This window comes from Peteryoungia wuzhouensis (assembly GCF_003205195.1).
Lineage (GTDB): Bacteria > Pseudomonadota > Alphaproteobacteria > Rhizobiales > Rhizobiaceae > Allorhizobium > Allorhizobium wuzhouense.
Map to the genome: position 1 here is coordinate 232249 of NZ_QJRY01000006.1, position 13631 is coordinate 245879.

Sequence of the window (13631 nt, forward strand, 5' to 3'; positions counted from 1 at the left end):
TCACGTAACCGCCTGGAAGGCCTGTTCGCCGACGAGCCTGCGGCGCAGCGAAGCGGAGAACTGGTCGACGGCAATGACGGTGGTCAGAAGCAGAAGAACGATGGCCAGCGTCTTGGCCTCGTGTCCCTGGCTGATCGACAGGCGCAGCACTTCGCCGATCCCACCGCCGCCGACCGCGCCAATGATGGTCGAGGCGCGGACATTGATCTCGAAACGCAGCAGAAAATAGCTGATGAAGTTCGGCATGACCTGCGGCGTAATCCCGAACCAGACGCGCTCGAACCAGTTGGCGCCGACCGCTCGCAAGCCTTCGTCGGCGCGCATGTCGGCATTCTCGATCACCTCGTAGAACAACTTGCCGAGCGCACCGATCGTATGGATCGAAACGGCGATGATCGCCGGGATCGCCCCGAGCGAGAGGATGGCGAGGAAGAAGCCCGCAAGCACCACTTCGGGAAAGGCGCGCAGCACTTCCATCACCCGGCGCATCGGCCAGCGCACCCAGACGAGCGGCATCATATTGCGTGCAGCCAGGAAGGCGAAGCAGAAGCCAAAGATCACACCGATGACCGTCGAGAGCAGTGCGATATTGATGGTCTCGACCATCTTGTAGAAATACTCGGGGATATAGAGGCTCTGGGTCAGATAGAGCCGGCCTTCCGGGTAGTTGAATTTCAAACTGCCATCGTCATAGGGAGAGGGCAGGTCGAACAGGGCACGCCAGATCTCCCAGCCATCGCGCGGTACGAGGTCGCCGATGAAATCGAAGAAATAGGGCAGCCGATCGAAGAACTTGCCGGAATTCGTCTCATTGGCGAACCAGACGGAGCCCGTCACCGCGAAGAACAGGATGACGATCCCGAGCCCGGTATAGAGGCGTCGCTTGGAGGCGAGCTCCTGCCAGTGGCGCTCCACGGCGGCACCGCTTTCACTGAGCGGCTGCAATGTCGACAGATGCATCGACCATCCCCTTCAGACTGCGTTCAAGAAAGAACCGCCGGTCGGCAAAGACCGGCGGTTCCTTGTGCAAATGCTGGTATCAGCCGCCGATGGTGGACTTGCGGGCGTCGATGATAGGCTTGTAGAAGTCGACGTTGACTTCGGTGAAGCCCTTGAAATCACCGCCCTGAACGGCCGAGAAGCAGGCCGGATCGGATGTCGGCAGGTCCATCATGAACTTCTTGAACTTCGCCTTCATGTCTTCGTTCATCGAGGTGCGGACGACGACCGGGCCGTTCGGGATGAGCGGGGACTTCCACAGTTCGACGAGGTCGTCCATGTTGAGGATGCCCTTGTCGACCATCTTGCGCAGGTTGCCGGAGGTGTAGCCGTCCTTGAAGTCGCCCACGCCGGAGCCGAAGGTCGTGCCGGCATCGAAGGTGCCCTTGAGCACTTCGAGAACCAGGTTCTCGTGGCCGCCGCCAAAGCCGGTTTCAGCGACATATTCCTTGACCGGGGCGCCGAGCACTTCCGGCAGGGTGACCGAAGGAACGAGATAGCCGGAGGTGGAGTCCGGATCGGCGAATCCGAGCTTCTTGCCCTTGATGTCGGTGACCTTGGTCATGCCCGAATCCTTGCGGGCAACCATGATCGAATAGTAGCCCATCGAGCCGTCGGTCTGGACGGTGGTCAGGATCGGCTCGACCGCATCGGCCTTGGCGAGGTAGATCTTGGCAAAGCCGGAAGCGCCGAGTTCGGCATAATCGAGCGTGCCGCCGAGCAGGCCCTGGATGACGCCGTCATAGTCGGCGGCCGGGAAGAGCGAGACTTTCTCAACGCCGAGAACGGCCGGGAGCTTTTCGGTCATGCACTGGTAGTTGCGCAGACGGTCGGCTTCGTTTTCGCCACCGAGGATGCCGATGCGGAATTCCTTGAGGTCTTCGGCATGGGCGGCACCGGCAAGAGCGCCGAGAGCCACGGCGGCAAGCAGGGTCTTCTTCAACATGAGCTTATCTCCTGTTTCATGGAAAGGATTGGAACTGTCGGGAATACTCGCCCGTAACGCGGGGCTTAGCGATCTTCGTGGCTCAGGCCTCGGCAGCTGCCAGAGGGCGAAGGCCAGGGGATGGGATCTTGCGCGCGACATCATTGTCCTGATGCGCGATCGTGATGCTGGTCGAGGTCATGGTCTCGTCGATACCGGCGCCATGCCTATCGGCACCGTAGATCTCATGCACGGCATCGGCCGTGAGATCCGACGGTGCACCGTCGAAAACGACCCGGCCGCGCGCCATGCCGATGATGCGTTCGCAGTAGTTGCGCGCCGTATCGAGCGTATGGAGATTGGTGATGACGGTGATGCCTTCACGCTCGTTGATATCACGGAGCGCATCCATGACGATCTTGGCATTGAGCGGATCGAGCGAGGCGATTGGCTCGTCGGCGAGCACCATTTTTGGCGACTGCATGAGCGCACGAGCAATCGCGACGCGCTGCTGCTGGCCGCCCGACAGAGTGCCGGCAGCTTGCAGCGCCGTCTGCTCGATGCCAAGGCGCTCCAGCGCGGCGATGGCCATCAGGCGCTCTTCGCGGGAAAAGATATTGAGCATGGACAGCGCGGTCGAACGGTGATTGAGGCGGCCAAGAAGAACATTGGTCAGCACATCGAGGCGCGGAACCAGATTGAACTGCTGGAAGATCATCGCGCAGTCGCGTTGCCAGTTGCGGAGCGCTGCTCCGTGCAGGGTCGAGATCTCGACATCACCGAAACGAATGGACCCGGACGTCGGATCGACGAGACGGTTGATCATGCGCAGAAGCGTAGACTTGCCGGCACCGGAGCGCCCGATGACACCCACCATCTGGCCAGCCGGGATCTCGATGCTGACGGAATCGACGGCCTTGTGGCTGCCGAACTGTCGAGTGAGGTTGTCCAACTGGAAACGCATTGTGGTTCCTTCGCCGTCATTGATTGCGGTGCTGGTTATCCACTAGCGCCTCATCGTGAAGCGCGAATGTCAGATTTGTGTAGGATTTGTTAAACTACACAAGTCATTGAAAAATAATAACTTATGCCGCGTATTTCGCCAGGAATTGCTCGGCGTCCAGGTGCCGAAAATCATCGAGCGCAGCAAAGAGATGATCGTGATCCCAGTCCCACCAGGCGAGCGTCTGCATGCGCTCGGCCACGGTTTTTGGAAAGCGCTCGCGGATAAGCTTTGCCGGCACGCCGCCGACAATCGTATAGGGCTCGACATCCTTCGAGACGACGGCACCGGCGCCGATCACCGCGCCATCCCCGACGGTGACGCCGGGTAGCAGGGTCGCGCCATGACCGATCCAGACGTCATGGCCTATGGTCACGCGGTTCTCGCGGCGCCAGGCGAAGAAGTCGTGGTCATTGTCCACGCCGTCAAAATAGCTGGCGGCCCGGTAGGTGAAGTGGTGCAGCGTTGCGCGCCACATCGGATGATTGGTGGCGTTGATGCGCACGGCGGCGGCAATGTTGGCAAACTTGCCGATCGTGGCGCACCATGCCGCGCCATCACGTTCGATATAGGAATAGTCGTCCATTTCCACCTCGTCGAGGCGGCAGCGCTCCCCGACTTCGGTATACCGGCCGAGGGTGGAGTTGTTGACGCTGGCGCCGGGATGGATCAGCGGTTCAAGTCCGAGCTTCTTCGTCATGCGGCGGCCTTTCGCGGCGAAAACTTGATAACGTCGAGGATGCGGTCGGCAACGGCCTCGCGGACTTCCTCGTCGTGGAAGATGCCGAGCAGCGCGACACCTTGGCGCTTCTTGGCGCGGATCATCTCGACGACAACGGCACGGTTGGCCGCATCGAGCGACGCCGTCGGCTCGTCCAGGAGAAGGATCGCATGATCGGTGATGAAGCCACGGGCAATGTTGACGCGCTGCTGTTCACCACCGGAAAAGGTGGAGGGCGGCAACTGCCAGAGATCACGCGGCAGGTTCAGCCGGGCAAGAAGCTCCGCCGCACGCTCCCGGGCCTCGTCGGTCGCGACGCCACGGGCAACCAGCGGTTCAGCGACGACATCAAGGGTGGAGACGCGCGGGACGGTGCGCAGGAACTGGCTGACATAACCCAGCGCCGAGCGCCGGACATCGAGCACGGCACGCGGGTCTGCAGAGGCGATATCGACGATGCGGCCGTCCTTATTGATCAGGATCTGGCCGGCATCGACGGCGTAGTTGCCGTAGAGCATCTTCAGGATCGAACTCTTGCCGATACCTGAGGGGCCGCCGAGCACGACGCATTCCCCTGACGCAACGGAGAAGGATACATTCGATACGACCGGCAGGCGAAGTCCGCCGCGCAGATGCATGGTGAAGCTTTTCGAGACGTCGGAGACGATGAGGGGCGTGGCCATGATTTTCTCCATCAGACCTGCAGGATCGAGGATACGAGCAGCTGCGTATAGGGTTCGCGCGGGTCGTCGAGCACGCGGTCGGTGAGACCATGTTCGATGACATGTCCGTCCTTCATCACCATCATCCGATGGGAGAGAAGTCGGGCGACCGCAAGGTCGTGGGTGACGACGATGGCCGAGAGGCCCAGATCGTTGACGAGGCCACGCACCAGATCGAGCAGGCGGGCCTGGACCGAGACATCAAGGCCGCCGGTCGGTTCGTCCATGAAGACGAGGCGCGGACCGGTGACGAGGTTGCGGGCAATCTGCAGGCGCTGCCGCATGCCGCCGGAAAAGGCGCGCGGCTGGTCGTCGATACGGTCGACGCCGATCTCGACGCGCTCCAGCCATTCCGTAGCTGTCTGGCGAATGCGGCCGTAATGCCGGTCGCCGACCGCCATCAGCCGCTCACCGACATTGGCACCGGCCGAGACCGTCATGCGCAGGCCGTCGGCCGGGTTCTGGTGCACGAAACCCCAGTCCGTGCGCATCAGGAAACGGCGTTCGGCCTCGCTCATGTGGTAGAGCTCGCGGTATTGACCGTCGCGCATGTGGTAGTCGACACTGCCGGCGGTCGGTATCAATCGGGTCGACAGGCAATTCAGAAGTGTCGTCTTGCCCGAACCGCTTTCGCCGACGATGGCCAGAACCTCACCCGGCCAGAGGTCGAAGGAGACCTCTGTGCAGCCGATGCGGCTGCCGTAGAATTTCGACAGGTTGCGAACTTTCAGAAGCGGTTGGTCGCTCATCGGGCGATCCTCCAGGTGTAATCTTGCCGCGTGTTACCCCCCTCTGGCCTGCCGGCCATCTCCCCCTCAAGGGGGGAGATCGGTTGGGGGTGATTGCGCCTCCAGCCAGTGACCGTCTGGGGTCTGGCCAATCTTTCAAAAGAGATCCGCCAATCGCTGGCGTTGGGCGAGCGAACGGGGGCCCGGATCGATCTCCCCCCTTGAGGGGGAGATGCCCGGCAGGGCAGAGGGGGGTAGCCGACACACGAAGCGCTCATTCTGCGGCCTCCTTAGATTGGGCAAGCATCTCGCCGACATGGCCCTCGGCCTGGCGGGTTTCGCAGTGATCGGTGTCCGAGCAGACGAACATGCGGCCGCCCTTGTCGTCGAGCACGACCTCGTCGAGGTAGACATGTGTGGCGCCGCAGAGCGCGCAGGGTTTGTCGAAGGTCTGGATCTCGAAGGGATGATCCTCGAAGTCGAGGCTGACAACGTCGGTGAAGGGCGGAACGGCATAGATGCGCTTCTCACGACCGGCGCCGAAGAGCTGGAGCGCCTCCGACATGTGCATCTTCGGATTGTCGAACTTGGGTGTCGGGGAGGGGTCCATCACATAACGCCCCTCGACCTTCACCGGATAGGCGTATGTCGTGGCGATGCGGCCGTGCTTGGCGATATCCTCGTAGAGCTTCACATGCATGAGGCCGTATTCTTCCAGCGCATGCATCTTGCGCGTCTCGGTTTCGCGCGGCTCGAGGAAGCGCAAGGGTTCGGGGATCGGCACCTGATAGACCAACACCTGGCCTTCCTTCAGCTTCTCCTCGGGAATGCGGTGGCGCGTCTGGATGATCGTCGCGTCGCCGGTCTTCGTGGTCACGGCGACCTCGGCGACCTTCTGGAAGAAGGCGCGGATCGAGACGGCATTGGTCGTGTCATCCGCACCCTGGTCGATGACTTTCAGCGTATCGTCAGGTCCGATGATCGAGGCGGTCACCTGCACGCCGCCGGTGCCCCAGCCATAGGGCATGGGCATTTCGCGGCTGGCAAACGGCACCTGATAGCCGGGAATGGCGATCGCTTTCAGGATCGCCCGGCGGATCATGCGTTTCGTCTGCTCGTCCAGATAGGCGAAGTTGTAGGATGCAAGTTCGGTTGCTTCGGTTGCCGGCGCGGTCATTCTGCGGCCTCCTTCATATCTGTCTGGGGGATAGCGCTTGCCTCGTGCTTCGCCCGCATCCGGCGCACAAGATCGAGCTCCGCCTGGAAGTCGACGTAATGCGGCAGCTTCAGGTGCTCGACAAAGCCGGTCGCCTGCACGTTGTCGCAATGGGAGATGACGAATTCCTCGTCCTGGGCTGGGGCGACGACATCCTCACCGAATTCTTCCGTGCGAAGCGCCCGGTCGACGAGCGACATGGACATGGCCTTGCGTTCGCTCTGGCCGAAGACAAGGCCGTAGCCACGGGTAAACTGCGGTGGCGCCTTGGCCGAGCCCTTGAACTGGTTGACCATCTGGCATTCGGTCACCCGGATTTCGCCGAGCGAGACGGCAAAGCCGAGTTCCGGAACATCGAACTCCACCTCGACCAGACCCATGCGGATTTCGCCGACAAAGGGATGGGTGCGGCCATAACCACGCTGGGTGGAGTAGGCGAGTGCCAAGAGGAAACCTTCATCACCACGGGCGAGCGACTGCAGGCGCAGGTCACGCGGCATCGGAAATTCCATCGGTTCGCGGGTGATGTCGCCGGCTAGATGATCCTCTGGCATCTCGCCATCCGGCTCGATCAGGCCTTCGCCGTCGAGGATGTCGGAGACGCGCATGACCGGCTCATGGGTGTCGTCGCGCAGCTCCGGACCGGCAATCTCGTCGTCTTCCAGCAACGTCGGATCGAGCAGACGATGCGTGTAGTCGAAGGTCGGCCCGAGCAGCTGGCCGCCGGGGAGATCTTTGTAGGTGGCGGACACGCGCCGCTCGACCCGCATGGATCCTGTCTCCACCGGCAGCGAGGTGCCGAAGCGGGGAAGGGTGGTGCGATAGGCGCGCAAGAGAAAGATCGCCTCGATCATGTCGCCCCGCGCCTGCTTGAGCGAGAGCGCTGCAAGCTTTACGTCATAAAGCGAGGCCTCGGCCATGACCCGGTCGACGGAGAGGCCGAGCTGGGCAACGATCTGGTCGATGGTGACCGAGGGCAGGTTGCGATCGCCGCGACGACGGTCGGCGAGCAGGCGATGGGCGTTGGCGATGGCCTTTTCGCCACCCTTGACGGCAACATACATGGCTCAGGCCTCCAGATGGCGGATCTTGGTGGTGCGCGGCAGGGCCAGAAACTGGCGGCCACAGGTCAAAACGACATCGACACCACGCGGAAACTGGGCGCGGTTGTCGGTCCACTGACGCAGGAACGTATCGGACAAACCCTTCGGCGCGATCGTCTCGGTCTCGCGAATGCCGGGGCCGCGCAGCTCAAGGCGAGGGCCGCCCTCCAGGCTCTGCACTTCAAGGATCAATGTCGTCGACCGGTCGGGATAATCCTGGCTGCCGAGGGTGAAATGGGCAAGTGACGGCGGCTGGGCGCCCGCCTCGACAAAGGCGAATTTCGCTTCGGTCTTTTCCGGCGTCAGGGGCGCTCCGGTGTGGAAACCGATCCAGCCAGGCAGGGCGGACTTCGACAGCGTGGAGGTCAGCCAGACCGGCGTGTCATGATCGCACAACGTCAAGAGCAGGGCGCCGGCCGCGGCACCGAGCGGTGAGGGGGGCGCAACGCGTGGCAGCACGGAGCCGATTGTGCCCGGCCGCGCCATGGCGTCCATCACGGCACGAAACACCGTCTGGGCATCGAAGACGGCATCGGCAAAGCCGCCGACCAGGCTTTCAGTCGTCTGGGTCATCAGTCTTCTCCCCTGACCATGGTGAAGAAATCCACCTTCGTGGCGGCCGTTTCCTCGCGCGTCTGGCGAGCCTCGTCTTCAAGGCGTGCAGTGATGTCGGAAAAGAGCCCGGCCTCGAGTGTGGCGAGTGCGGACGCATCCTGTGCCAGCGCATCGATCAATGCTGCGAGTGTTGCGGCCTTGCGATCGGTGCCCAAGCGGTACCCGTGACCGACCCGGCCGTCGCTGAGGCGAATGCTGGCGCGGCTCATCGTCGCCTCGCCCAGATTGAAGGGCGCGCCACCGCCACCGATCCGGCCACGGATCATCACGAGGCCCGTTTCAGGGCCGCGCAACAGGGTGTGATCGGGAACATCACCGAGGCCGGCGAGTGCCGTCTCGAGTTCCGGTCTTGTGGCGCGGGCAAGCAGATCGACGATCCGCTTGCGCGCCGGCATCTCGGCCATTTCAGTCTGAAGGGCTCTGTTCATCGGCAATCCTCATAATATCTATTAATATAGACAACCATACAAGTTACTGTATGATTAGAGGCGCGGCGTGACAAGGGTGTGACAGGGGCAGGCAAAAAGCATGATTCAAAAACAGAAGGGAGTGTCGCTCTGGCGGCAGATTTCCGATCGTATCCGCGCCAACATCGCGGCCGGGCTTTACGACGCCACGGACATGCTGCCGGCCGAGACGGCGCTGGCGCAGGAATTCGGGGTCAACCGGCATACGGTGCGGGCAGCCCTTTCGGCGCTTGCGCAGGAGGGGATCGTCAAGGCATCGCAGGGGCGCGGCACGATGATCGAGCGGCGCGACAAGTTCGATTTCCCGATCGGCCGCAGGACGCGCTTCACCGAGGGCATCGGCGATCAGGCGCGGGATCTGAAGGGCGTGCTGTTGGCCTCACAGACAGAGGCCGCGTCGGTGGAAGTGCAGAAGCGTCTGGGGCTTACTGCGGGCGAGACAGTGCTGCGGCTCGACGGCGTGCGCCGGGCAGACGGACGCGCCGTCTCCCGCTCGACCATGTGGTTCCCCGCTGATCGTTTTGCCGGCATAGACGAAGCCTTTGCCGAGAGCGGCTCGATCACGAAAGCACTCGCCCGCTTCGGCATTGATGACTATTTGCGTGATTCTACGGAAATCTCGGCCGTCCATGCCGAACCGGATGACGTGGCGAGCCTGGAGCTCACACCCGGCGCCATCGTGCTGGTCACCCGCGCCTTGAACACCGATACGGCGGGCCGGCCGATCCAGTACGCGATCACCCGCTTTCCGGCCGACCGGGTGCAGTTCACCATCCGCAGCTGATCCGAAAGAGCGGGCGAGGGAGGGACTATCGCCGCTCAGCAACCACGGCGGTTGAGCGCAACGGAATAGACGCTGGTCGAGGCGGTGATGAACAGCACGTGTTTGTGGCGTCCGCCGAAACAGACATTGGAGACGGTCTGCGGCACAAGAATCTTGCCGAGCAGTCGCCCATCCGGCGCGATGCAATGCACGCCATCACCGGCCGAGGACCAGAGATTGCCGTCCTTATCGACACGCATGCCGTCGGCGCAGCCGGGGGAGATAACCTGGAACACGTCGCCGCCGGACAGTGACCAGTCGGAGCCGACATCGAAAGCCCTGATGTGCCTGCTATCCTGGGTGAAGATGCGCCCGGTATCCGCTACATAAAGCCGCTTTTCGTCGGGGCTGAAGCAAAGCCCGTTCGGGCCGTTGAAGTCGGTCAAAACAGCCTTGATCGAACCATCGGGATCGACGCGGTAGACATTGCAGGGCAATTCCTGCTCAGACTTCGTGCCCTCATAATCCATCGAGATGCCGTAATGTGGATCGGAAAACCAGATCGCACCATCCGAGGCGACGATGACGTCATTGGGCGAGTTCAGCCGCTTGCCTTCGAAACTGTCAGCGATAACAGTGATCAAACCGTCGATTTCGGTACGCGTCACCCGCCGCCCGCCATGTTCGCAGGTGATCAGCCGGCCCTGCCGGTCGCGGGTGTTGCCGTTTGAGAAGTTGGAGGGCGAGCGGAAGACGCTCGTTCCGACGTCGGGAATCCAGCGATACATGCGGTTGTTCGGGATGTCGGAAAAGACGAGGCAATTCAGGTCACCGAACCAGACGGGACCTTCGACCCAGTCGAAGCCGGCCGCGATTTCCTTGACCGGCGCATTGCCGAGCACATAGGTGGAAAAGATCGGATCGACGACTTCGAAGAATGCCATTGCGATTGCCTCCCGCGTGCGTACATGGTCTGATATCGATAACATAAACGGCTTTTGTCGCAAGCAGGAGACAGACCGAGATGAGCTTTACACAGGAAAGCGCCCGCCTGACGGATGCCGGCGTGCTGGCCATGCAGTCGGCCGCGATCGAGGCCGCATCCAGCATGGGCCAGCCGCAATGCATCGTCATCGTCGATCAGAGCGGGGTGGTCCTAAGCTCCTTCCGGATGAGCGGGTCGCGCTTCCTGTCGCTGAAGAGCGCGCTGGCCAAGGCCCGCACGGCAGCCTCGATCAACGGTCCGAGCGCCAGCATTCCCGAACATGCCCGGCTGCTTCTGGCCGGCGCCACGCAAGGGGCGGTGACGGGCCTCAAAGGTGGACTTCCGATCCGCATCAAGGGCGTCCTCGTCGGCGCCATCGGCGTCGGCTCCGGCTCGGGCGAGCAGGATGAGGTCGTGGCACAGGCGGCGCTGGCTGCGATCGGCGCAGAAGCCGTCTGACTTCGACGATCTGACTATGGCGAGGCGACGGGGCAGCCTAATCCCGCCGCCTCGAACCTCCTTCGTGCCTGCCTACGCCGCCGAAAACGTGATCTGAGCTTTCATCGCCCGGCTGCGATCCGAGGCGATCTCGAAGGCCGAGATGGCATCGGACAGCGGCACGGTATGGGTGATCAGCGGCTTCACATCGATCAGGCCCTTGCGCATCAGTTCTACCCCTGTCGCGAACTCCTCGTGGAAGCGGAAGGAGCCGCGTAGCTCCAGTTCCTTCGACGTAATCGCCATCATCGGCAGGCTCATGTCTCCGCCGAGGCCAAGCTGGACGATGACGCCGCGCGGGCGGAGTGCCGCAATCCCCCCTGCAAGCGCCACAGCGGCGCCCGAGCATTCATAGAGCACGTCGAACGTGCCCTTGTCGACCGAATAGGCAGCCAGGGCTGCCGGCTCGTCCTTCGTATTGATCACCCGGTCGGCCCCGGCGGCCTTTGCCATGGCAAGCGTGAAGTCCGAGAGGTCAGTGGCAACAATTTCCTTCGCCCCCGCCCGTCTTGCGGACAGGATCGACAAGATGCCGATCGGACCGCAGCCCGTGACGAGCACGCGCTTGCCCAGCATCTCGCCGGCACGACGCGTCGCATGCAGCGTGACCGCCAGCGGTTCTGCCATGGCGGCTTCACCGGCCGAAAGCCCATCGGCCGCGACGCACTGGATGGCATCCGCCACCAGACTTTCCCTGAACGCGCCCTGGATATGGGGAAAGGGCATGGGGCTGCCGTAAAAGCGCATGTTGAGGCACTGGTTGTGCAGGCCGGCCTCACAATAGCGGCAGCTGCGGCAGGGGCGGGACGGGGAGACCGCCACCAGCTGCCCGACCTCCAGCCCGGTCACGCCGGCGCCGAGCTCTTCGACCACGGCCGAGACCTCATGGCCAAGGATCATCGGCTCTTTCAGGCGCACCGCACCGAAGCCGCCATGATTGTAATAATGCAGGTCACTGCCGCAGATCCCGCCGGTGGCGAGCCGCAAGCGGACTTCTCCCGGGCCCGGGGCGATTTCAGGTGTTTCCTCGATGCGAACATCCTTGGCCGCATGGGCGACAATGGCTTTCATCTCACAGATCCTCACAGAACTGGTGTCGGCAGGGGATTGCCGGCGAAATGGGCGGTCAGGTTGTCGCACACGAGCTTGCCCATCGCCTGGCGGGTCTCGATCGTGCCGGAGGCGTGGTGCGGCTGGACAAGCACATTGTCGAGCTTGAGGAAACGTGGATTGAGCTTTGGCTCGCCTTCGAAGACATCGAGCGCAGCCGAACCGAGCGCACCGCTTTCCAGGGCGTCCAGCAGGGCCTCTTCATCGATATTCGAGGCGCGGGATATGTTGATCAGCATGCCCTCGGCCCCAAGCGCTGCAATCACATCTCGCCCAACGATGTGGCGGGTGTCGGCAGAGGCCACGAGCGTGACAAATAGGAAGTCCGAGCGCTCGGCGAGCTTGACCGGATCAGCAATGAACTCCATGCCCTCTGCGAAAGACTTCGGCCCGACATCGCTATAGGCGATCTCCATGTCGAACCCCTTCAGACGTTTCGCCACCTCGAAGCCGATACGCCCGAGGCCGAGCACGCCGGCACGGCGCCCCCAGACGCGACGCTTCAGCGGATAGAGTCCCTTGGACGCCCAGCTGCCATCCTTCACCCAGGTTTCGGCACCAATCATGCCGCGCGACTGGCAGAGCATCATGGCAACGCCGAGATCGGCGACATCATTGGTGAGCACGTCAGGCGTGTTGGTGACGCGGATTCCGCGCTCGCGGCAGGCGGCCAGATCGACCGCATCGAAGCCCACGCCATAGACGGAGATGATCTCGAGATTGGGGCAGGCCTCGATCATCGCGCTGTTGGCGCCGAGTTCACCGCGGGTCGCAATGCCCCGGATCTCAGGTCCGACCTTGGCGAGGAACGCACCCTTGTCTTCGGCCTCGAAATAGCGATGCACGGCAAAGGCTTCGTTCAGCGGTTCCTCGTCCCATTGTGGATAGGGACCCACCTGCAGGATGCCGGGTTTCGCCATTCTCGTCTCCTCCCATGGAAATGTCTTGACAGTTTATGTTATCGATAACATAAACGCGATCAAAGGTGCTTGTCGAGACAAAATGTGGAGGAAACCATGTCGCTGAAACTTTTCGATCTGAGCGGTCGTCGCGCGCTGGTCACCGGCTCGTCACAGGGCATCGGCCTGGCGCTGGCCAAGGGTCTCAGCGATGCGGGGGCGCAGATCGTGCTCAACGGTCGCGATCCGGCAAAGCTTGCAGAGGCAGCCTCGCAGTTTGCCAAACCCGTCCAGATCCTGAATTTCGACGTGACCGATCATGGCGCCGCCCGCAGCGCCATCGACGGCTTCGAAGCGGAACACGGCGCGATCGATATCCTCGTCAACAATGCCGGCATGCAGCATCGCGGACCGCTCGAAGAATTCCCCGAAGACGCCTTCGAGCGCCTGCTGAAAACCAATATCTCCAGCGTCTTCAATGTCGGTCAGGCTGCTGCCCGGCACATGATCAAGCGCGGTTGCGGCAAGATCATCAACATTGCGAGCGTCCAGACCGCACTGGCCCGGCCCTCGATCGCGCCCTATACGGCGACCAAGGGTGCCGTCGGCAACCTGACCAAGGGTATGGCGACCGATTGGGCGAAATACGGGCTGCAATGCAATGCCATTGCACCGGGTTATTTCGACACGCCGCTCAATGCAGCGCTCGTTGCCGATCCGGAATTTTCCGCCTGGCTGCAAAAGCGCACGCCCGCCGGTCGCTGGGGCAAGGTCGAGGAACTGGTCGGCGCCTGCATCTTCCTGTCGTCCGATGCCTCGACCTTCGTCAACGGCCATATCCTCTATGTCGACGGCGGCATCACGGTCTCGCTGTGAG

Annotated in this window: 16 protein-coding genes; 3 read left to right on the forward strand and 13 right to left on the reverse strand. The window is 62.4% G+C overall.

Annotation, left to right across the window (positions count from 1 at the left end; genetic code table 11):
- From phnE to phnG, 10 genes are all read right to left on the reverse strand, one after another.
- On the reverse strand, positions 1-960 hold the full coding sequence (phnE, locus tag DMY87_RS16910; protein WP_110792814.1) for a phosphonate ABC transporter, permease protein PhnE: 960 nt from the start codon (positions 958-960) through the stop codon (positions 1-3).
- A gap of 79 nt (positions 961-1039) precedes the next feature.
- Positions 1040-1945 carry a phosphonate ABC transporter substrate-binding protein gene (gene phnD, locus DMY87_RS16915; protein WP_110792815.1) on the reverse strand — a complete coding sequence of 302 codons (906 nt, stop codon included), beginning with the start codon at positions 1943-1945 and terminating at the stop codon, positions 1040-1042.
- Positions 1946-2027: 82 nt separating this feature from the next.
- The gene (gene phnC, locus DMY87_RS16920) at positions 2028-2888 is read right to left on the reverse strand and encodes a phosphonate ABC transporter ATP-binding protein (protein WP_110792816.1); all 861 of its coding nucleotides are present in this window, start codon (positions 2886-2888) and stop codon (positions 2028-2030) included.
- Between the two features lie 121 nt (positions 2889-3009).
- Positions 3010-3627, reverse strand: a complete 618-nt coding sequence (locus DMY87_RS16925; RefSeq protein ID WP_110792817.1) for a DapH/DapD/GlmU-related protein — start codon at positions 3625-3627, stop codon at positions 3010-3012.
- Positions 3624-4331 carry a phosphonate C-P lyase system protein PhnL gene (gene phnL, locus DMY87_RS16930; protein WP_110792818.1) on the reverse strand — a complete coding sequence of 236 codons (708 nt, stop codon included), beginning with the start codon at positions 4329-4331 and terminating at the stop codon, positions 3624-3626. Before phnL ends, DMY87_RS16925 begins: the two co-directional genes overlap by 4 nt.
- Before the next feature lie 11 nt (positions 4332-4342).
- Positions 4343-5119, reverse strand: coding sequence for a phosphonate C-P lyase system protein PhnK (gene phnK / locus DMY87_RS16935; protein ID WP_110792819.1), 777 nt, complete (start codon positions 5117-5119; stop codon positions 4343-4345).
- A 253-nt stretch (positions 5120-5372) separates the two neighbouring features.
- On the reverse strand, positions 5373-6275 hold the full coding sequence (locus tag DMY87_RS16945; RefSeq protein ID WP_110792820.1) for an alpha-D-ribose 1-methylphosphonate 5-phosphate C-P-lyase PhnJ: 903 nt from the start codon (positions 6273-6275) through the stop codon (positions 5373-5375).
- The gene (locus DMY87_RS16950; protein WP_110792821.1) at positions 6272-7378 is read right to left on the reverse strand and encodes a carbon-phosphorus lyase complex subunit; all 1107 of its coding nucleotides are present in this window, start codon (positions 7376-7378) and stop codon (positions 6272-6274) included. Before DMY87_RS16950 ends, DMY87_RS16945 begins: the two co-directional genes overlap by 4 nt.
- A gap of 3 nt (positions 7379-7381) precedes the next feature.
- Positions 7382-7990, reverse strand: coding sequence for a phosphonate C-P lyase system protein PhnH (gene phnH, locus DMY87_RS16955; protein ID WP_110792822.1), 609 nt, complete (start codon positions 7988-7990; stop codon positions 7382-7384).
- Positions 7990-8460, reverse strand: a complete 471-nt coding sequence (gene phnG / locus DMY87_RS16960; RefSeq protein ID WP_110792823.1) for a phosphonate C-P lyase system protein PhnG — start codon at positions 8458-8460, stop codon at positions 7990-7992. Before phnG ends, phnH begins: the two co-directional genes overlap by 1 nt.
- A 100-nt stretch (positions 8461-8560) precedes the next feature.
- On the opposite strand from phnG, the gene phnF reads away from it, so the two are divergent.
- Positions 8561-9283: a phosphonate metabolism transcriptional regulator PhnF gene (phnF, locus tag DMY87_RS16965; RefSeq protein WP_110792824.1), complete on the forward strand. Its 723-nt coding sequence runs from the start codon at positions 8561-8563 to the stop codon at positions 9281-9283.
- Between the two features lie 35 nt (positions 9284-9318).
- On the opposite strand, the gene DMY87_RS16970 is transcribed toward phnF, so the two are convergent.
- Complete coding sequence (locus DMY87_RS16970; RefSeq protein ID WP_110792825.1) at positions 9319-10206, reverse strand: SMP-30/gluconolactonase/LRE family protein; 888 nt, start codon at positions 10204-10206, stop codon at positions 9319-9321.
- 80 nt (positions 10207-10286) lie between these two features.
- Here DMY87_RS16970 and DMY87_RS16975 point away from each other — a divergent pair, with 80 nt between their 5' ends.
- Positions 10287-10706 (forward strand): GlcG/HbpS family heme-binding protein, encoded by a 420-nt coding sequence (locus DMY87_RS16975; RefSeq protein ID WP_110792826.1) that lies wholly within the window; start codon positions 10287-10289, stop codon positions 10704-10706.
- Positions 10707-10778: 72 nt separating this feature from the next.
- On the opposite strand, the gene DMY87_RS16980 is transcribed toward DMY87_RS16975, so the two are convergent.
- Together DMY87_RS16980 and DMY87_RS16985 are read right to left on the reverse strand one after the other, a co-directional pair.
- Positions 10779-11816, reverse strand: a complete 1038-nt coding sequence (locus DMY87_RS16980; RefSeq protein WP_110792827.1) for an L-idonate 5-dehydrogenase — start codon at positions 11814-11816, stop codon at positions 10779-10781.
- Positions 11817-11827: 11 nt separating this feature from the next.
- Entirely contained in the window at positions 11828-12775 is a 948-nt protein-coding gene (locus DMY87_RS16985) for a 2-hydroxyacid dehydrogenase (RefSeq protein WP_110792828.1), read from the reverse strand.
- Positions 12776-12871: 96 nt separating this feature from the next.
- Here DMY87_RS16985 and DMY87_RS16990 point away from each other — a divergent pair, with 96 nt between their 5' ends.
- A complete protein-coding gene (locus tag DMY87_RS16990) occupies positions 12872-13630 on the forward strand; it encodes an SDR family oxidoreductase (protein ID WP_110792829.1) in 759 nt (252 codons plus the stop codon).
- Position 13631: the final 1 nt, after the last annotated feature.